Raw genomic sequence first — 17,728 nt, 5'->3', positions numbered from 1 at the left:
ATCCGATGCCGAGCACGCCGCGCCTGTCAGGCTTTCGCGTTGAAGTGGACCTCCGCCACAGACGGCTGGCGCGCTGGGCCCTCGCGCTGCTGCTGGCGCTGGCCGCCGTGCTGTGGCTGCCGCGCGCCGCGCAGGCCCAGGTCATCGAGGCCACCGAGGCCCGCGTCGAATACCAGGACGGCGGCTTCGAGCTTGCCGCCAGCTTCGACTTCGACCTGCCGCCCGCGCTCGAGGACGCGCTGCACAAGGGCATCTCGCTGTATTTCGCGGTCGACTTCCAGCTGTCGCGCTCGCGCTGGTACTGGTTCGACGACAAGCCGGTCAACACCACCCGCAGCGTGCGCCTGTCGTACCAGCCGCTGACGCGCCAGTACCGCATCTCCACCGGCGGCCTGCAGCTGCCGTTCACGCGGCTGAAGAGCGCGCTGCAGTTTATCCAGCGCGTGCGCGGCTGGCGCGTGTTCGAGCGCAACGCGGTCAAGCCCGGCGAGACCTACAACGCCGAAGTACGCATGCGGCTGGACCTGTCGCAATTGCCCAAGCCGTTCCAGATCAACGCCGTCAACACGCGCGACTGGAACCTGGCGTCCGACTGGCGGCGCTTCACCTACACCGTGCCGACCGACCTGAGCACGCCGCCCGCGCCACCGCCGCAGCCTCAGCCTCAGCCGCCGGCACCGCCACCGGCATTGCCTGCGTTGCCGGCCTCGCCCGCCATGCCTGCCCCGGCTGCGGCCTCGGCACCCGCCGCGGCCAATGAGCGTAGCCCGATGGAAGGGCGTGGCCTGTACGTGCAGGCCGTATCGTACGCCTTGTCGCCGGCGATGCTGGCGCAGCCGGCGCCGAGCCAGCCATGAGCACTCCGTTGTGGGACAGCCGGTTCCGGCGCGTGCTGTCCCGCGTCGTGGCCGGCATCATCGTGTTCCTGGCGCTGGTGCTGGTGGGCCTGCTGGCCGGCGCCTCGGCCAATACCGAATTCTTCGATCGCTATTTCACCCTGCTGTTCAAGGTGAACCTGGTGATCGGCGCGCTGCTGGTGCTGACCGTCGGCGCGCTCGCGGTCACGCTGTGGCTGCGCTATCGCCGCGGCAAGTTCGGCACGCGGCTGATGACCAAGCTCGCGGTGTTCTTCGGCGTGGTGGGCGTGCTGCCCGGCGTGCTGATCTACCTGGTGTCGCTGCAGTTTGTCTCGCGCAGTATCGAATCCTGGTTCGACGTGCGCGTGGAAACCGCACTCGAGGCCGGACTGAACCTGGGGCGCTCCACCATCGACAGCTCGCTGGCCGACCTGCAGGTCAAGGCACGGCTGATGTCCGAACAGCTGGCCGGCGCGTCCGGCGTGGCCACCTCGCTGCAGCTGAACCGGCTGCGCGAGCAATACGGCGTGCAGGAAGCCGCGATCTTCACCGGCAGTGGCCGCGTGCTGGCATCGGCTTCCAGCAACTATGCCTCGCTGGTGCCGGACCTGCCTTCCGGCGTGCTGGCGGAACAGGCGCGGCTGGCCGGTGGCTATGCCGCGGTGGAAGGCGGCACCGATCCGTCGAGCGATATCGGGCAGGCTGCCGAGCGTGTCGACAGCAGCCACCTGTATCGCCTGCGCGTGATCATTCCGCTGGGTGCGGCGCCGGGACCCGCGCAGGATACGGTCGGTGCCGCCAGCGCACCGCGTGCGCTGTCCCGCTCGCCGCGCTGGGCCGGCTCGGGCCTGTCGGTGGAGCGCAGCCCCGAAGATTCGCCGTCGAGCGGCTTCGGCCTGGTCGGCGAGACCGTGCGCGAAGAGCGCTACCTGCAGGTACTGCACCCGGTGCCGGCGGTGCTCGCGCGCAATGCCGACGAGGTCCAGCGCGCGTACCAGGAATACCAGGAGAAGGCGCTGGGCCGCACCGGCCTGCGCAAGATGTATATCGGCACGCTGACACTGACGCTGTTCCTGGCGGTGTTTATCGCGGTGATGCTGGCGCTGCTGCTCGGCGGCCAGTTGGCGCGCCCGCTGCTGATGCTGCTGCAGGGGACCAAGGAAGTGGCCGAGGGCGATCTGTCGCCCAAGCGCGAACTGAAGAGCCGCGACGAGCTGGGCATGCTCACGCAGCAGTTCAACCAGATGACGCGCCAGCTGGCCGAGGCGCGGCTGGCCGTGGAAGAAAACCGCGCCGCGCTGGAACAGTCGAAGGCCTACCTCGAAAGCGTGCTGCAGAACCTCACCGCGGGCGTGCTGGTGTTCGACCGCCGCTTCGTGCTGATTACCGCCAACCCTGGCGCCGAGCGCATCTTCCGCCAGCCGTTCGGCGCGGTGATGGGCCTGCCGATGGAACAGATCCCCGGCATGGGCTCGTTCGGCGAGATCGTGCGCCAGGCCTTCTCGGACCAGAACACCAGCGAGGTGCTGGGCGGCGCCGAGCACTGGCAGAAGCAGATCGAGCTGCCGCAGGGCGAAGAGCAGCCGCTGACGCTGCTGGTGCGCGGCGCGCGCCTGCCGGGCGGCGAGCGCGACGAGCCCGGCTATGTGATCGTCTTCGACGATATTTCCGATGTGATTTCCGCTCAACGCTCGGTGGCGTGGGGCGAGGTGGCACGGCGCCTGGCACACGAGATCAAGAATCCGCTCACGCCGATCCAGCTCTCGGCCGAGCGCCTGCAGATGAAGCTCTCGCCCAAGCTCGAGGGCACCGATGCCGACGTGCTCAAGCGCGGTGCCGCCACCATCGTCAACCAGGTGGCCGCGATGAAGCGCATGGTCGATGATTTCCGCGACTACGCGCGCACGCCGCCGGCGGTGCTGCAATCGCTGCAGCTCAACAGCCTGGTGGCCGAGGTCCTGCACCTGTACGGCATCGACGATCCGGCGGTGCACGAGCACCCGGTGATCCATCCGACGCTGGGCCGTGCGCTGCCCGAGATCAAGGGCGATCCGACGCAGCTGCGCCAGGTCATCCACAACCTGCTGCAGAACGCGCAGGACGCGGCCGCGGAGAACGTCGCGGCCGGTAGGGCGGCGCCCCATATCACTCTGCACACCGAGACTGTAGAATACAAAGATTCTGCCGGCGAGAACCGGCAGGCCGTCAAGCTCACCATTGCGGACAATGGTCCCGGTTTTGCACCACGCATCCTGAGCCGTGCGTTCGAGCCTTATGTGACCACCAAAGCCAAGGGCACGGGTCTCGGGCTCGCGATGGTAAAGAAGATCATTGACGAACACGGCGCGCGCATCGAACTGCGCAATCGCATGGAAGGTGCCGAGATCGTCGGTGCGCAGATCTCGATCCTGTTCGTTAAACTGGCATAGTCAACATTGGCGTCCGGTCCCGGAACGCTGCGGTGGGGTTAAGAGGGGAAGTATGGCAACCATCCTCGTAGTCGATGACGAAATGGGAATCCGGGAGCTGCTCTCGGAGATCCTCAGCGACGAAGGCCATGTGGTCGAACTCGCGGAAAACGCGCAACAGGCGCGCGATTACCGTGCGGCGGGCACGCCCGATCTCGTGCTGCTCGATATCTGGATGCCCGATACCGATGGCGTCACGCTGCTCAAGGAGTGGTCCGCGCAGGGACAGCTGACCATGCCCGTGATCATGATGTCGGGCCACGCCACCATCGATACCGCGGTCGAGGCGACCAAGATCGGCGCGCTCAATTTCCTGGAAAAGCCGATCGCGCTGCAGAAGCTGCTGTCCGCGGTGGAGCAGGGCCTGGCCCGCGGCATCGAACGCCCGCGCAGCACCACCACGGCCGCCGCCGCACCCGCCACCGCGCCGACCGCGGAGCCAGGCACGGCCGCCGCCACGCCCGAGGCCACTGCCGAAGCCGCACCCAACGGCAACCCGGCGCGCGTGCCCGAAGCCGAGATGCAGTTCTCGTTCGACATGCCGCTGCGCGAAGCGCGCGACCTGTTCGAGCGCGCCTATTTCGAATACCACCTGCTGCGCGAACACGGCAGCATGACCCGCGTCGCCGAGAAGACCGGCCTGGAGCGTACCCACCTGTACCGCAAGCTCAAGCAGCTCGGCGTTGAGCTGGGCCGCAACAAGCCGGAGCCGGCCGAACACTGAGGCAGTGCCCTACATGACGCTTGACTGGCCCAAAAAGACCAGTTATAGTTTCGCTTCTTTGGCCCGGTAGCTCAGTCGGTAGAGCAGAGGATTGAAAATCCTTGTGTCGGCGGTTCGATTCCGTCCCAGGCCACCAGAACAGGAAAAGCCCGGCTCTTGCAGCCGGGCTTTTTGCATTGGGCGGCCAGTCAGTGTGGCTGCCGTGCCGCCCGCGCTGGCGCCGACGCGACGCAACACCCAATCCAGAAGTAAAAATCTTCTACTTGGCAGCCGATCCATGTCTCTCTAGGATGCCCAGACGCACCGCCACCAGGCGGGACGGGCCAGGCCGGCCAAGCCGCATTGCAACGCGCAGCCATAACGCGGATACCCCGGCCCCGCGCCGATACTTTCTTACCGGGGGTTGGATGGACACACTGATCGGGACGGACAAGCACTGGCCGCCGCAGACCGCGGCCGGCGAGCGTGGCTTGTGGAAGAGCACCGTGGCGGCGGCCAGCCAGGCGCTGGGGGCGGCGGGGCGGATGCAGCAGGCGGTGTCGCAGACGCTGAAGCTGCAGAACAAGATCCGCGCGCTGCGCGACGAGCTGCATCAGATGGAAGCCGAGCGCGATGTCTACCGCGAGCTGCACGCGCGCACGGTGGAAGAGCTGCACCAGGCCATCGACCGCAGCCCGGCGGAGATCAAGCGGCTGCGCGCCGAGGCCGAGGCCATGCAGGTGCGCCATCGCGCCTACAAGCTGCTGGTGCAGCACTACATGCGCATCGGCACGCCGATCGATCCGGCTGTGTTTGCCGAGCAGCGCAGCCGCGTGCAGCAGCACATCCTGTTCCAGCGCCGCAAGGGCATCCCGGTGGCGAATATCGTGGTCGAGGATATTGCCTTCCTGTTGCGCTGAATGGCGCTGAACGGCGCGATTCGAAACCCGGCGTCAGCACACAACATCGCCAGCGCGCATTGACGCGCCCGGGCCGCGGCGGAACACTGTCGCGACCGCGCGCGCAGCCGCTGCGCCGCGGCGTTGCCCTGCTCAGGGCAACGACCTGCCACCGTTCGAGGCGTCGTCTCAGGCGACGTTGTCTACCTTGTTGCTGCGCGCTGTCCCCATCGTTTCCGCTACTGGTCCTGATAAAAGTCCACGGGCGTGCCTTGCTCCCGCCCATGCTTCGCGCCGCTACACCGGCGCAGCGCAGCGATGAGTACGCTGGCGCGCCGCCTGGTGGCGGAAGGACTCGGCACCGCGCTGCTGGTGGCGATCGTGGTCGGCTCGGGCATTCGTGCCGAGCGCCTCGCCGCCGGCGATACCGCGCTCGCGCTGCTGGCTAACTCGCTCGCCACCGGCGCCGGGCTGGTGGCCTTGCTGGTGTCGCTGGGGCCGGTCTCGGGCGGGCATTTCAACCCGGTGGTGAGCCTGTCGGCCCTGGTGCAGGGCGTGCTGGCGCCGCGCGACGCGCTGCGCTATGTGCTGGTGCAGCTGACGGGCGGCGTCTGCGGCGTGCTCGCGGCGCATGCCATGTTCGGCGAGCCGGCACTGGCATGGTCGGCGCAGAGCCGCACCGGCGCGTCGATGTGGTGGAGCGAGTTCGTGGCCACCTTCGGCCTGGTCGGCGTGGGCATCGGCACGCTGCGCAGCCGCCCGCAGCTGGTGCCGTTCGTGGTGGCCGGGTATATCACCGCGGGCTACTGGTTCACGTCGTCGACCTCGTTCGCCAATCCCGCGCTGACGCTGGCCTGCGCGCTGACCGATACCTTCACCGGGATCCGGCCGCAGGACGTGCCGGGTTTCATGCTGGCGCAGATCGGCGGCGGGCTGGCGGCCACGCTGCTGTTCCACTGGCTGTTTCGCAAACCCGCCGCGGTGACATCGGCTCCGGTCAGGGTGACTAGCGGCGCAACTACCAGCGCCGATTGAGCTGCACGCCGAAGATCGAGCCGCTTGGCTGCGACGCCCACGCGTCGGCCGGCGCGGTGTAGCCGATGCCATCCACATCGCTGGCGCGGCTGTAGGTGTAGAAAGCGCGCAGGTTGGCATTGCCGGCCGACTTGCCCAGCGTCAGCGTCGGCGCCACCGTCAGCGCGGTGCGCTGGCCGCTGACGCCAAAGCCGGACGAGATCTGGTCGTGCGACACCTCGAAGTTCAGCCGGAACTGGCTGCTGGCGACGTACGCGGGACGCAGGCGCGTGGTGGTCCATTGCAGCGTGCCGACCGGCGAACGGTCGAACTGCAGGCTCTGCTCGACCGCACCGCTCAGCCCCCAGCGGCTCTTCCATTCGATCGAATCGGCCACCCGCGTGCGCGACAGCGACGGTCCCATGCCGGTATAGCCGGTCATGGCGTTGCGTGAACCCGAGCCGAACTGCACCCCCAGCCGGTTGGTGCCGAACAGCACGCCTTTCTGCTCGTGCAGCGCCGACGCCCACCACGCCCCGCCCGAGTCTTCCACCAGCGGCTGGGCTTCCACCCGCGTGAAGCCGAGCTGGACCGAACCCTGTTCATTGGTGGGGATCGGCGCGGTGCGCAGCGAGTGGTAGCTGGGCAGGTTCTGGCCGTTCGAGTCGGCGCGGGCGGTGTACTGGTAGCTCAGGCCGATATCGCCGATCAGCCTGGCGTTGTCCACGCCGAAGCGCATCGCCGTCGAATTGGGCGGCAATAGCCCGGACGACATCAGGAACGGCGCGTTGTCGCGCCGGCCGGCCCACATGGTGGCGCCGTCCAGCACCGCCAGCCCGCTCACCGCCGTATAGAACTGCGGCACCAGCGCATAGGGATCGATCGCCGCCGGGCGGCCATTGACGGTGGTGGCATCCGTGCCGCGCGCCTGCGCGATCAGCATCACCTGGGCGCCGCCGTCGAGGTCCAGCACCGACTCGCGGATCCGGACCTCGCCCGTGCTGCGGCAGGCCAGCCCGCTGCCGATGCCGGTGGACAGCGCACCACCGGGGCAGGCGCGCATGGTGGACGGGCGATCCTCGACCGCGGCGCGTCCGCTGTAGCTCAGGCGCCACACGGACTCGCCCGCCGGGTCATCGGCGGGCAGCTGGGAATGCAATACCGGCGGCGCGTCCGACGGCGTGCCGGCGTCCGCCGCGCCTTGAGCCGGGGCAGGGCGCGCCTCGGCCTGGAACTCGCCAAGCCTGGGCGGGAACAGCACCAGCGGCGGTGGCGGCGGGGCCGGGGGTTCGGGTGGGCCGACCAAGTCGGGTTCGACCGGCGGCAGGGCCGCGGCGACGCTGGTGTCCGCCGAAGCGGGTACGGTGACGCTCGCCGCGGGCGCCGCTTCGCCGGCGATCAGCGCGGCGAGCGGATCCTCGGTGGTGGCCGGCGCGGGCGCTTGCGCTGTTTCGGCGGTCGCCGCTGCCAGCGCTGGGGCGGGTGCCGCCGCTGACGCAGTGACGGTTGCCGGCACCGCCGGCCGCGGCGCGATGCGCGGCGGCTGCAAGACTGCCGCGGATTCGTCAGCGCTCGTCACCGGAGCGCTGGTTTGCGCGCATGCCACCAGACCCCAGGCGGCCAGCACCGCAAAGCCGACGCGGCGCAGCGGCACGCGCCGGCCTGCGCAAGCGCCAGGCGGCTTCAGGGGGGGTCGACGAGAACAAGCAGGCAATTGGTACGGCAACGGGGCGATTCAGCGGGCAACCACGATATCCGGCAGGCAGGGCTCCGGAGGCGGGACTGTTTTTTATCAGCCGAGACCATTTGACCGCAAGCCGGGTTACAAAATCCATCACACCGTGCGGCGTCTCACAATACGAAAAACAGCGGAAATGACGCAATCGACTAGCGAAAACCCGCACTTGCGCGGGGCCCCGTGCCGAAAGGGCCACCGCTATAATCGGCTGGCTTGTCTTTCGGGTAAGACAGCCCTCGGCCGCGCGCGCGGGTCCAGCGCCGGGCATGCGGGGCACGCCGCCGTGCCCGTTCGCCACAGGCACAGCGCTGCGCAGGCTGCCGTACCCCGGCGGCCGGTGCGTCACGGTCCGGCGCGCGGCCTCATGCAAGCCGTGCGCCCGCATCCGAATCAATATCTATAAGAGGAGAAGTGGAGATGGAACGTCGTTCCTTTCTGTTGAAAGCGTCGGCCGTGGCTGCCACCGGGGCACTGGCCGCGTGCGGCAAGGGTGAAGAGAAGGCAGCGCCTGCCGCCGCCAGCGGCCCGGCCGCGCCGGCCGTAGTGGGCAGCAACCCCGCCGTGGAATGGCGCCTGGCCTCGAGCTTTCCCAAGTCGCTCGACACCATCTACGGCGGTGCCGAGCTGCTGTCGGCCCGTGTCAAGGAACTGACCGACGGCAAATTCAACATCAAGGTCTTTGCCGCCGGTGAAATCGTGCCGGGCCTGCAGGTGCTGGACGCGGTGCAGAACAACACCGTGCAGATCGGCCACACCGCCGGCTACTACTACTTCGGCAAGAACCCGACGCTGTGCTTTGACACCACCATCCCGTTCGGCCTGACCGCACGCCAGCAGAACGCCTGGATGATGCAGGGCAACGGCATGAAGCTGATGCGCGAGTTCTTCAAGGAATACAACGTCGTCAACTTCCTGGGCGGCAACACCAACGCGCAGATGGGCGGCTGGTTCCGCAAGGAAATCAAGACCGTGGCCGACCTGCAGGGCCTGAAGTACCGCATCGCCGGGTTTGCCGGCGTGGTGCTGTCGCGCCTGGGCGTGGTGCCGCAGCAGATTGCCGGCGGCGACATCTACCCCGCGCTGGAGAAGGGCACCATCGACGCGGCCGAGTGGGTGGGCCCGTACGATGACGAGAAACTGGGCTTCTACAAGGTGGCGCCGTTCTACTACTACCCGGGCTGGTGGGAAGGCAGCGCGCAGCTGTCGTTCTACGCCTCGGCCAGCGAGTTCGAGAAGCTGCCGGCGCTGTACAAGCGCGCGCTTGAAACCGCCACCATCGAGGCGCACACCAACATGATGGCCAAGTACGACACGGTCAACCCGCAGGCGCTGGCGCGCCTGCTGGAAAACGGCGTCAAGCTGCGCCCGTTCTCCAAGGAGATCATGGAAGCCTGCTTCAAGGCGACCCAGGAGTCCTACGCCGACGAAACCGCGAAGAATCCGTCGTTCAAGAAGATCTACGACGACTGGCGCGTGTTCCGCAACAACCAGGCGGCCTGGTTCAACGTGGCCGAGCAGGGCTACGCCCAGTTCAGCTTCGCGCGCAAGCTGTAAGCCGCGTGGCGCCCGGGCAACCGGGCCCGCCGCAAAACCCCATGGTCCCCCGGGAGCATGGGGTTTTTTGTTGGCGGCGCCCGCACGCGGGGCGCGCCGGCGGGGATGGCGCGGCCCCGGTAGAATCGCCGGCATCGATTGGAAAACCTTATGCAACTCGGCATTCTCTACGCCCTGCTGGCGTACCTCATCTGGGGCCTGCTCCCGCTCTACATCAAGTCGCTTCCCGGCATCGCCCCGATGGAGATCCTGCTGCACCGGATGGTGTGGTCGCTGGTCTTCCTGGGGCTGATCCTGGCCTGGCGCCGCCAGTGGGCGTGGCTGGGCCAGGTGGTCAGGGACCGGCGCCTGTTGCTGTCGTTTGCCGCCAGCGCGGCGCTGCTGTGCGCCAACTGGTTCCTGTATATCTGGGCGGTGTCGGCCAACCGCGTGGTCGACGCCAGCCTGGGGTATTTCATCAATCCGCTGTTCAGCGTGCTGCTCGGCGTGGTGTTCCTGCATGAGCGCCTGCGCCGGGTGCAATGGCTGGCGATCGCGGTGGCGGCCGCCGGCGTGGCATGGCTGACGGTGGCGGCAGGACAGCTGCCGTGGATCGCGCTGGGCCTGGCCGCCAGCTTTGGCGGCTACGGGCTGCTGCGCAAGACCGGTGCGCTGGGCGCGCTGGAAGGGCTGTCGCTGGAAACGCTGCTGCTGTTCCCGCTGGCCGCGGCGGCGCTGGGCTGGCTGTTCGCCACCGGCCAGGACAGCTTTACCCACGCAGCGCCGGGTACGCAGTGGCTGCTGTTGCTGGCCGGGCCGGTGACGGCGGTGCCGCTGCTGTTCTTTGCCGCCGGCGCACGGCGCATTCCGCTGTCGCTGCTGGGGCTGCTGCAGTACACCGGTCCGACCCTGCAACTGCTGCTGGGCGTGTGGCTGTGGCACGAGCCGTTCCCGGCGCAGAAGCAGGTGGGCTACGCGCTGATCTGGCTGTCGCTGGCCTTGTATGCGGCCGAAGGACTGTGGATGAATGCGCGGCAGAAGCCCGCTGGCATCCAATCTATCAATGAGACGACCTGAAAATCGATATCAGACATTTATCCCGTTGATAATCCGCAGATAGCCGCTCCGCATCCCGGCCCCAATGTCCGCCCCGCCTGACGCCACTGCCGCGGTCCAGCGCAAGATCATCCATTGCGACTGCGACTGCTTCTACGCCTCGGTCGAAATGCGCGACGACCCGTCGCTGCGCGGCCGGCCGATGGCCGTGGGCGGCGCGCCAGACCGGCGCGGGGTGATCGCCACCTGCAACTACGAAGCGCGTGCCTACGGCGTGCGCTCGGCGATGGCGTCGGCGCAGGCGCTCAAGCGCTGCCCGGACCTGCTGATCGTGCGCCCCGCGATGGACAAGTACCGCGAGGTCTCGCGCCGCATCTTCGCGATCTACCGCGAATACACCGCGCTGGTCGAGCCGCTGTCGCTGGACGAGGCCTACCTCGATGTCAGCCTGTGCACGCACCATGCCGGCAGCGCCACCCGCATCGCCGAAGAGATCCGCCAGCGCGTGCGCGAGGAAGTCGGGGTGACCGTGTCGGCCGGCGTCGGCCCCAGCAAGTTCGTCGCAAAGATCGCCAGCGACTGGAACAAGCCCGACGGCCTGTTCGTGGTCCGGCCCGCCGCGGTCGATGCCTTTGTCGCCGCGCTGCCGGTCGAGCGCATCCATGGCGTGGGCAAGGTCACCGCGGCCAAGCTGCGCCGGCTGGGGGCCGAGACCTGCGGCGACCTGCGGCCGTGGTCGCCGGACCGCCTGCATCGCGAGTTCGGCGTGTTCGGGGCGCGGCTGTACAAGCTGTGCCGCGGTGTCGACGAGCGCGCGGTCACGCCCGAGCGCGAGCGCAAGTCGATCAGCGTGGAAGAGACCTATGCCGACGACCTGCCCGACCTGCAGGCCTGCCTGGCCGAGCTGGAACCGCTGATCGCCATGCTGGAGGCGCGCATCGCGCGCGCCCAGGCGCACGACACCATCGACAAGCTCACGGTAAAGCTGCGCTTCTCCGACTTCCGGCAGACCACGGTGGAATGCCGCGGCCATGCCCCGGACCGCGGCGTCTATGCACGGCTGCTGGCCGAGGGCCATGCGCGTCGGGGCTTGCCGGTGCGGCTGCTGGGGGTTGGGGTGGGCACGAGCGACCGGGATACCGCGCAGCTGGAGTTGTTCGATTGATCGCTGGTTTATTTACGTGATTTATCAGCAATGAAGAACTAAGCGCGGGTCGATAATTCCCATCGATAAACCGGCTTACTGCAGGTCGTTGCGCATCACCAGCAACCACGGCATATGCGAGTTGGTGATCCCGTCGAGCCGACCCGAATCGCCCAGCTCGATCTCTTCCATCGATACCGATTGCTGGACGTTGCCGCCGATGGCCCGCACCACGCGCGCCGCCGGATCCACGGCGACCACGATGTCGCAATGCATCGGCGTAGTGCCGAAACCGATCTCGGCGATGTCCTCGAGATAGCGGTCACGGCCGCGACCGGCGCAGATGATGTCGCCGGGGCGGGGCATCGCCGGCACGGGCTCGATGCGGAAGGCGGGGCGGGGCAGGATGCCGTCGCGGGCGTCGACCACGTACATCGAGTGCGACTGGCCAGTCAGGAACTGGCGCTCGTCCAGCCCCGCCTTGCGCAACACCCATGACACAAAGACCGCCGACCAGGCCCAGGCGCCCTGCGTGACCTGCCTGCAGCTGGGCGTTTCGCCGACGATGCCCCAGTAGCGGCGCGCCAGCGTGCAGCCCAGCGGCGTGGCCTCCATGCCGGTGCCGTCCGGGAAAGAAAGGCAGCTGGCTGCCGGCGGCGGGTTGCCGTTGGTCTTGGACTCGGTATCGGTGGTGGCCACGGCGGGCGCTGCGGCGTCGGTCGGGGACGCCAGCGGCAGCTCGGGAGGCAATTCCGGCGCCGGCACCGGACTGTAGGTCACGCAAGAGGTGTCGTCGCGGCCCAGCCGCACCACCTGTCCGCCCCAGCGGGCCCATTCCTTGGTGGCGATCTCGACGATGCGCTCGCGCGGCGTGGCGCCCGGGCTCGTCACCGGCCGCTCGGTGTCCGGCAGCGCCCGCGCTTGCGGCCGGGCCGGTTCGATAACGGTGGTGCAGGCGCTCAGCAGCGCCAGCAGCGCGGCCGCGCCGGCGGCGCGCAGCGGCGCACGCGCCTGTGGAGAACGCTGTGGAATCGGCTGTGGAAAGCGTTGTGCATAACGCTGTGGAGATCTGCGGCGCTGCGGACGGGCAAACATGTTGGCCCCACATGGCACGGCGCCCGGCATGGCGAGTTCTGGCCAAGGCTGGACGCCTGTTGGAAGACTTGGCGCGCGATCGCCCAGGCGCGGAGCGGGCGATGCGGCGGATACTGCAGGATATTCAGGTCACGACTGTGGATAACGTCCCCCGCCTGGCGCGCGCCTGCGCCCTCGGGCACCGGGGCGGCGGCATGGCGGGGTCAGGCAATGCCGGGCTCTGCAGTGCAGCCCGTCGGGATCACTGGTTGACAGCGTCCTTGAACTTCTGGCCCGCCTTGAACTTCACGGTCTTGGCGGCTTCGACCTTGATTTCTTCACCGGTACGCGGGTTGCGCGCCATGCGCTCGCCACGCTCGCCCTTGCTGAACGTGCCAAAGCCGATGAGGCTCAGCGTGTCACCCTTGGCCACAGCGTCCATGATGGCCGACAGGGTCACGTTCAGTGCCTGTTCCGCCTTGGCCTTGGTCAGACCGTCCACCCCGGCTGCGATAGCGTCGATCAGTTCGGTTTTCGTCATGCTTCACTCCGTATCGAGTTGATAAAACACAGGCGTCCGCGGCCGGGCGGCCAGGCTGGCACCGCTCCGGCAAAGACGCCGCGGGCCACATGATACCGTGTCGGACAAGGCGCACCGGGAACAGATTGTTACCTGGCAGTTTCCGCAAGGCCGCGCCAGTACGGGGCTGGAGGCAAATCGCACTCGCTGGAAGGGGGTCCGCCGTCGGCGGGATAGCGGCGCAAACGGCAAATGCGCGGCAAATCCCGTACCTCACGGAACCTGGCTGCCGCGATCGGTGTAGCACGGTATACCCGCATGCCAGGCGCCTTCAGAAGGCCGCTGACAGCCCGGAGATCCGTTCCGAGGGTCTGGGCACCCTCGAGCTCCTGAACGGGCAGGAGGCGCTATACGGGCTGCAACGCATCCAACTGCACTATGGTGCATGCCCAGAAGCAAGTTTCCGCCGGCCTTGCCCGGCGTTATTCGGCGCATGCATGGACCCTCGATCCCACCGAACCGAGATCCGCCGGCATCCGCGTATACCGCGATAGCGGTCCCGCTGCCCGGTATACGGCATCGGCGGTATACGCGGCGCCCGAACGGGCAAACAGAAAGTCTCTCGCAAACCCGCCGTTTACGCCTGTCGCCTTTCGAACGATGCCGCGGGCCTGGGATCGTTCTTTCGGTTTACCTTTTTCTTTCATGTATACAGATAGTAGTAGTAGGTAAACACCCGCAGCCGCTGTGGAAAACCCCGTAAACATCTTTGCCTTCAAGGGTTTACGTAAACGAGAAGTGGTCTCATCGAATGTTGGCCGAAGTGGAAGACTCCGCCCAATGGATGAGGGGTGGGCCGAACCCCCTCCGACTTATGCCCGAGGCGTCCCCATGCCAGCCCCAGGCAGCCCACACCCAATCCGCGTGCTTGTCCACAGATCGGGGCGGGGTTATCCACATGCGGGGTGGTAAACGGGCGCGGCGTATACCGGGTGCGCGACACGGCGGGGAGGGGATGTATACGTCGTTCGTGCCGGCTGCAGCCACGCACGTCAGCGTTGCCACGTATACGTGTCGCGGTCGCCCCGGTATCATCCCCGATCGCGCCGGGCGGCCGGCACCGGCCACCACCCAGGCACAACAGGCGAAAGCACGGAAAGGCAAATGGCGGACAAGGCAAAGCGCAAGGCAGCGGGCGAGGGCAGCAAGAAAACGGCGAGCGACCGGATCGAGGTGCGCCAGTCAGGCGTGCACGGCAAGGGCGTCTATGCCATCGCCCCGATTGCCGAGGGCGAGCGCGTGATCGAATACAAGGGCGAGCACATCTCGTGGAAGAAGGCGCTGGAGCGCCATCCGCACGATCCCAGCGATCCCAACCACACCTTCTACTTCAGCCTGGACGACGGCAGCGTCATCGACGCCAAGTACGGCGGCAACCGCGCGCGCTGGATCAACCACGCCTGCGAGCCCAACTGCGAGGCGCGCGAAAAGAAGGGCCGCGTCTTCATCCACGCGCTGCGCGACATTGCCCAGGGCGAGGAGCTGTTCTATGACTACGGCCTGGTGATCGACGCGCGCTATACCGCCAAGCTGAAGAAGGAATTCGAATGCCGCTGCGGCAGCCCGCAATGCCGCGGCACCATGCTGGCGCCGAAGGAAAAGAAAAAGAAAGCCAAATAAGGCCGCTACCCGCGCAGCCAGGGGTTCAGGCCACCGACCCTGCCGGCTCGCACGGGATCCGGATCACGAAGCGCATCACCGCGCGCCGCTCGGGCGTGCTGTCCGTGACGGAAGGTTGTGTCGCAGCGCCTGGCGCTGGCGGCACGTCCTCGATGCGGATGCTGCCGTGGTGCAGGGTCACGATCTCATGCACGATGGCCAGCCCCAGGCCGGCGCCGCCCGCCTGGTCGGCGCGGCCGCCGCCGGGCTCGGGGGCGCGGTCGCCGCGGAAGAAGCGCTTGAACACCTCCTCGCGCCGCTGCGGCGGGATGCCGGGGCCGTTGTCTTCCACCATCACCACCGCCATGCCGCGGTGGCCCATGGCCTCGCCGCCGGCGCGCACCGTGATGCGCCCGCCCGACGGCACGTATTTCACCGCATTGTCGATCAGGTTGGACAGCGCCTCGCGCATCAGCAGCCGGTTGCCGCGCACCACCGCCGGCGCGCTGCCGGTGAAGGTGGGGCCGGGCAGGATCTCGAAGCCCAGGTCGATGCGGCGCGCCAGCGCCTGCGGCACCCATTCGGCGCCGATTTCAAAGGCCAGCTCGGCCAGGTCGAAGTGTTCCACCGGCCCCAGCCGTTCCAGCGACAGCCCCGGCTCGGCCCGCGCCAGCGACAGCAGCTGGTTGGACAGCCGCACCGCGCGGTCGGCTGCGGTCTGCACCTCGCGCAGCGCATGGCGGGCCACTTCCAGCGAATCGGCGGTCTGCGCCCGGTCGGCATGCAGCTTGACCGCGGTCAGCGGCGTGCGCAGCTGGTGCGCGGCATCGGCAATGAACTTGCGCTGCGCGTCGAGCGCGTCGCGCAGCCGCGCCAGCAGCGCGTTCAGGCCGCGGATCAGCGGCGCCACCTCGGCCGGGACCTGGGTTTCGTCCAGCGCCGCCAGCGAGCGCGCGGTCTGGCGGTTGAGCTTGTCGGCCAGGATCTGCAGCGGCACCAGTTCTTCCTTGAGCACGTGCGACAGGATCAGGCTGCCGACCAGCAGCAGCAGGATCAGCGGCACCGACACCGACAGCAGGATCTCGTTGGCGGCGGTCTCGCGCCGGTCCAGCAGTTCCGCCACTTCCACCACGATGGGCCCGCGCGCGGGCTTGCCGGCCTCGCTGGTGCCAAGCTCGTCGACTGCGGCGCTGGGCAGCATCACCGGCAGCCGTACCGCGCGCACCTGGCGTCCGCTGAACCAGGCGTAGAACAGCCGCGCGTCGTGCAGCGTGGTCTGGCCGGTGCCGTACCCCAGCCAGGTATCCATGCCGCCGATCAACCCGTCGGGACCGTGGATGCGCCAGTAGATGCGGTCGGTGCCCTCGGCCTCGACCAGCGTCTGCGCGATCATCGGGATGTCCTGTTCCAGCCGCGGGCCGGCGATGCGGATCTGCTGGGCGATATTGTTGGCCACCCCGTACAGCGCGCGGTCGAACACCTGCGTGGTGTAGTGCGCCGCCAGCCAGTAAGACAGCGAGCCGCTGGTCAGCACCAGCGCGAACAGCGGCGTGGCCAGTGCGCGCAGCAGGTGCACGCGCAGGCTGATGTTGGAGCCGGGGCGGGCGGCCTGGCGCGGCGATGCGGGCGCGGCGCCGCCGGTGTCAGCCGCAGCGGAAGCGGGAGGCACATTGCGCGTTGCAATGCGCGAGGCGGTGCGCCAGGAGACTCGAGAGGAGGTGCGGGAGCGGGGCCACATTGCCGGTTGGGCCTGGGACAGCGCCGGGGATCAGCGTGCGCCGGGCGGCGCAAGCGGCAGGAGCGCTTTCATTGTCCGGCGCGGATCTGCAGCAGGTAGCCGAAACCGCGCACGGTCACGATCTCGACGTCGCTGTCCTCGAGCTTCTTGCGCACGCGGTGCACGTAGACCTCGATCGCGGTGTCGCCGACGGTATCGCCGCCTTCGCCGGCGGGGTGGGCAAAGGTGGCCAGGTGGTCCTGCAGCTGGGCCTTGCTGACCACGCGGCCCTGGCGTTGCAGCAGCAGCTCCAGCACCGCGAACTCGCGCGGCGACAGCTCCAGCGGGCGCGCGTCGATAAACATGCGGCGATCGTTGCCGGACAGCCGCAGCCGGCCCAGGCGCACGTCGCGCTCGGGCGCGGCCTCGCCATGCTGGCTGCGGCGCAGCAGCACGCGCACGCGCGCTTCCAGTTCCGGCAGCGCGAAGGGTTTGATCAGGTAGTCGTCGGCGCCCGCGTTCAGGCCGGAAAGCTTGTCTTCGAGCTCGTCGCGCGCGGTCAGGATAATGACCGGGGTGGTGCGGTTGCGGGCGCGGTAGCGCGCCAGCAGCGTCATGCCGTCGATACCGGGCAGGCCCAGGTCGAGGATGACCAGGTCGTGCTGCTCGCGCAGCAGGTGTTCGGTGGCATAGACGCCGTCGTGGACGACGCGTACCTGGTGGCCGGCGCGGGACAGGCCGGCTTCGACGCCGCTGGCAATCTGGCGGTCGTCCTCGATCAGCAGGATACGCATGGCGGCAGCTCGGGAAGGACGTTGGGCATGGCAGGCAGGAAAAGGCCCCATGGCACACACGGCGGTGCGGGCCTGCCGCAGATTGTACTAGGCGCCGCCCCGCGCTTCCTTACGGTTAGCCTACAGCCGCCCGCCAGGGCGGCCGCGCCATCAGTTGGTCACCGCGTCGGCGGCGCGCTCGATGAAGTGGGCCAGGTCGATGTCGCGCTGGGTCAGGCCGTTGGCGTCGTGCGTGGACAGCGTGATGTCGACCCGGTTGTAGACGTTGAACCATTCCGGGTGGTGGTCGGCCTTCTCGGCCTGGATTGCCACGCGCGTCATGAAGCCGAAGGCGGCGTTGAAGTCGTGGAAGGTAAAGCGCTTGAAGATCGCATCGCGGTCGGCGACGGTGGTCCAGCCGGGCAGGTCGGCGAGCAGCGTGGCACGGGCTTGCGGGGACAGAGGGGTCATGGTGGGCTCGATCTGGTTCTGGGAAAAAACGAAGGCCGCGCAGTGCGGCGGATGCGCACCATGCGGACAGCCGGCCCGCCCGCGCCTGGGCGGCGGGCATGC

15 protein-coding genes and 1 tRNA gene are annotated in these 17,728 nt (G+C 68.2%); 10 read left to right on the top strand and 6 right to left on the bottom strand.

Annotated elements, in window-relative coordinates:
* The first annotated feature begins 5 nt into the window (after window positions 1-5).
* From AC3FMM_RS21320 to AC3FMM_RS21295, 6 genes are all read left to right on the top strand, one after another.
* The gene (locus AC3FMM_RS21320) at window positions 6-857 is read left to right on the top strand and encodes a DUF4390 domain-containing protein (protein ID WP_488687424.1); all 852 of its coding nucleotides are present in this window, start codon (window positions 6-8) and stop codon (window positions 855-857) included.
* Window positions 854-3,286 carry a sensor histidine kinase gene (locus tag AC3FMM_RS21315; protein ID WP_116311923.1) on the top strand — a complete coding sequence of 811 codons (2,433 nt, stop codon included), beginning with the start codon at window positions 854-856 and terminating at the stop codon, window positions 3,284-3,286. The genes AC3FMM_RS21320 and AC3FMM_RS21315 overlap by 4 nt, the downstream gene beginning before the upstream one ends.
* A 52-nt stretch (window positions 3,287-3,338) precedes the next feature.
* Window positions 3,339-4,049: a response regulator gene (locus AC3FMM_RS21310; RefSeq protein WP_115678963.1), complete on the top strand. Its 711-nt coding sequence runs from the start codon at window positions 3,339-3,341 to the stop codon at window positions 4,047-4,049.
* Window positions 4,050-4,109: 60 nt separating this feature from the next.
* A tRNA-Phe gene (locus tag AC3FMM_RS21305) sits at window positions 4,110-4,185 on the top strand.
* Between the two features lie 271 nt (window positions 4,186-4,456).
* The gene (locus tag AC3FMM_RS21300) at window positions 4,457-4,948 is read left to right on the top strand and encodes a hypothetical protein (protein WP_115678962.1); all 492 of its coding nucleotides are present in this window, start codon (window positions 4,457-4,459) and stop codon (window positions 4,946-4,948) included.
* Window positions 4,949-5,245: 297 nt separating this feature from the next.
* Window positions 5,246-5,962: an aquaporin gene (locus AC3FMM_RS21295; protein WP_115711392.1), complete on the top strand. Its 717-nt coding sequence runs from the start codon at window positions 5,246-5,248 to the stop codon at window positions 5,960-5,962.
* Here AC3FMM_RS21295 and AC3FMM_RS21290 read toward each other — a convergent pair.
* The gene (locus tag AC3FMM_RS21290; protein ID WP_488687423.1) at window positions 5,946-7,595 is read right to left on the bottom strand and encodes a carbohydrate porin; all 1,650 of its coding nucleotides are present in this window, start codon (window positions 7,593-7,595) and stop codon (window positions 5,946-5,948) included. The two genes, AC3FMM_RS21295 and AC3FMM_RS21290, sit on opposite strands and share 17 nt — an antisense overlap.
* Window positions 7,596-8,096: 501 nt before the next feature.
* On the opposite strand from AC3FMM_RS21290, the gene AC3FMM_RS21285 reads away from it, so the two are divergent.
* From AC3FMM_RS21285 to dinB, 3 genes are all read left to right on the top strand, one after another.
* Window positions 8,097-9,233, top strand: a complete 1,137-nt coding sequence (locus AC3FMM_RS21285; protein WP_115678957.1) for a TRAP transporter substrate-binding protein — start codon at window positions 8,097-8,099, stop codon at window positions 9,231-9,233.
* A gap of 150 nt (window positions 9,234-9,383) precedes the next feature.
* The gene (gene rarD, locus AC3FMM_RS21280; protein ID WP_115678956.1) at window positions 9,384-10,289 is read left to right on the top strand and encodes an EamA family transporter RarD; all 906 of its coding nucleotides are present in this window, start codon (window positions 9,384-9,386) and stop codon (window positions 10,287-10,289) included.
* A 64-nt stretch (window positions 10,290-10,353) separates the two neighbouring features.
* The gene (gene dinB, locus AC3FMM_RS21275; RefSeq protein WP_115678955.1) at window positions 10,354-11,433 is read left to right on the top strand and encodes a DNA polymerase IV; all 1,080 of its coding nucleotides are present in this window, start codon (window positions 10,354-10,356) and stop codon (window positions 11,431-11,433) included.
* 75 nt (window positions 11,434-11,508) lie between these two features.
* Here dinB and AC3FMM_RS21270 read toward each other — a convergent pair whose 3' ends face one another.
* Both AC3FMM_RS21270 and AC3FMM_RS21265 read right to left on the bottom strand, forming a co-directional pair.
* Window positions 11,509-12,507: a DUF2272 domain-containing protein gene (locus tag AC3FMM_RS21270; RefSeq protein WP_115681346.1), complete on the bottom strand. Its 999-nt coding sequence runs from the start codon at window positions 12,505-12,507 to the stop codon at window positions 11,509-11,511.
* A gap of 241 nt (window positions 12,508-12,748) precedes the next feature.
* Window positions 12,749-13,027, bottom strand: a complete 279-nt coding sequence (locus AC3FMM_RS21265) for an HU family DNA-binding protein (RefSeq protein ID WP_012354324.1) — start codon at window positions 13,025-13,027, stop codon at window positions 12,749-12,751.
* 1,143 nt (window positions 13,028-14,170) lie between these two features.
* On the opposite strand from AC3FMM_RS21265, the gene AC3FMM_RS21260 reads away from it, so the two are divergent.
* Window positions 14,171-14,686 carry an SET domain-containing protein gene (locus AC3FMM_RS21260; RefSeq protein WP_012354323.1) on the top strand — a complete coding sequence of 172 codons (516 nt, stop codon included), beginning with the start codon at window positions 14,171-14,173 and terminating at the stop codon, window positions 14,684-14,686.
* 25 nt (window positions 14,687-14,711) lie between these two features.
* Here AC3FMM_RS21260 and AC3FMM_RS21255 read toward each other — a convergent pair whose 3' ends face one another.
* From AC3FMM_RS21255 to AC3FMM_RS21245, 3 genes are all read right to left on the bottom strand, one after another.
* Window positions 14,712-16,403 (bottom strand): sensor histidine kinase, encoded by a 1,692-nt coding sequence (locus AC3FMM_RS21255; protein ID WP_115711388.1) that lies wholly within the window; start codon window positions 16,401-16,403, stop codon window positions 14,712-14,714.
* A 68-nt stretch (window positions 16,404-16,471) separates the two neighbouring features.
* A complete protein-coding gene (locus AC3FMM_RS21250; RefSeq protein WP_012354320.1) occupies window positions 16,472-17,176 on the bottom strand; it encodes a response regulator transcription factor in 705 nt (234 codons plus the stop codon).
* Between the two features lie 150 nt (window positions 17,177-17,326).
* Window positions 17,327-17,626: a 4a-hydroxytetrahydrobiopterin dehydratase gene (locus AC3FMM_RS21245; RefSeq protein WP_240987632.1), complete on the bottom strand. Its 300-nt coding sequence runs from the start codon at window positions 17,624-17,626 to the stop codon at window positions 17,327-17,329.
* Window positions 17,627-17,728 lie beyond the last annotated feature (102 nt).

The sequence above is a fragment of the Cupriavidus sp. 207A1 genome (genome assembly GCF_057798955.1).
The sequence above is the reverse complement of the archived record's forward strand: the minus strand, read 5'-3'. Positions and strand labels throughout refer to the sequence as shown.

Bases quoted from the DNA above. Each gene is read 5' to 3' on its own strand.
- AC3FMM_RS21320 (WP_488687424.1), top strand. From the start codon at position 6: ATGCCGAGCACGCCGCGCCTGTCAGGCTTTCGCGTTGAAGTGGACCTC.
- AC3FMM_RS21315 (WP_116311923.1), top strand. From the start codon at position 854: ATGAGCACTCCGTTGTGGGACAGCCGGTTCCGGCGCGTGCTGTCCCGC.
- AC3FMM_RS21310 (WP_115678963.1), top strand. From the start codon at position 3,339: ATGGCAACCATCCTCGTAGTCGATGACGAAATGGGAATCCGGGAGCTG.
- AC3FMM_RS21300 (WP_115678962.1), top strand. From the start codon at position 4,457: ATGGACACACTGATCGGGACGGACAAGCACTGGCCGCCGCAGACCGCG.
- AC3FMM_RS21295 (WP_115711392.1), top strand. From the start codon at position 5,246: ATGAGTACGCTGGCGCGCCGCCTGGTGGCGGAAGGACTCGGCACCGCG.
- AC3FMM_RS21285 (WP_115678957.1), top strand. From the start codon at position 8,097: ATGGAACGTCGTTCCTTTCTGTTGAAAGCGTCGGCCGTGGCTGCCACC.
- rarD (WP_115678956.1), top strand. From the start codon at position 9,384: ATGCAACTCGGCATTCTCTACGCCCTGCTGGCGTACCTCATCTGGGGC.
- dinB (WP_115678955.1), top strand. From the start codon at position 10,354: ATGTCCGCCCCGCCTGACGCCACTGCCGCGGTCCAGCGCAAGATCATC.
- AC3FMM_RS21270 (WP_115681346.1), bottom strand. From the start codon at position 12,507: ATGTTTGCCCGTCCGCAGCGCCGCAGATCTCCACAGCGTTATGCACAA.
- AC3FMM_RS21265 (WP_012354324.1), bottom strand. From the start codon at position 13,027: ATGACGAAAACCGAACTGATCGACGCTATCGCAGCCGGGGTGGACGGT.
- AC3FMM_RS21260 (WP_012354323.1), top strand. From the start codon at position 14,171: ATGGCGGACAAGGCAAAGCGCAAGGCAGCGGGCGAGGGCAGCAAGAAA.
- AC3FMM_RS21255 (WP_115711388.1), bottom strand. From the start codon at position 16,403: ATGTGGCCCCGCTCCCGCACCTCCTCTCGAGTCTCCTGGCGCACCGCC.
- AC3FMM_RS21250 (WP_012354320.1), bottom strand. From the start codon at position 17,176: ATGCGTATCCTGCTGATCGAGGACGACCGCCAGATTGCCAGCGGCGTC.
- AC3FMM_RS21245 (WP_240987632.1), bottom strand. From the start codon at position 17,626: ATGACCCCTCTGTCCCCGCAAGCCCGTGCCACGCTGCTCGCCGACCTG.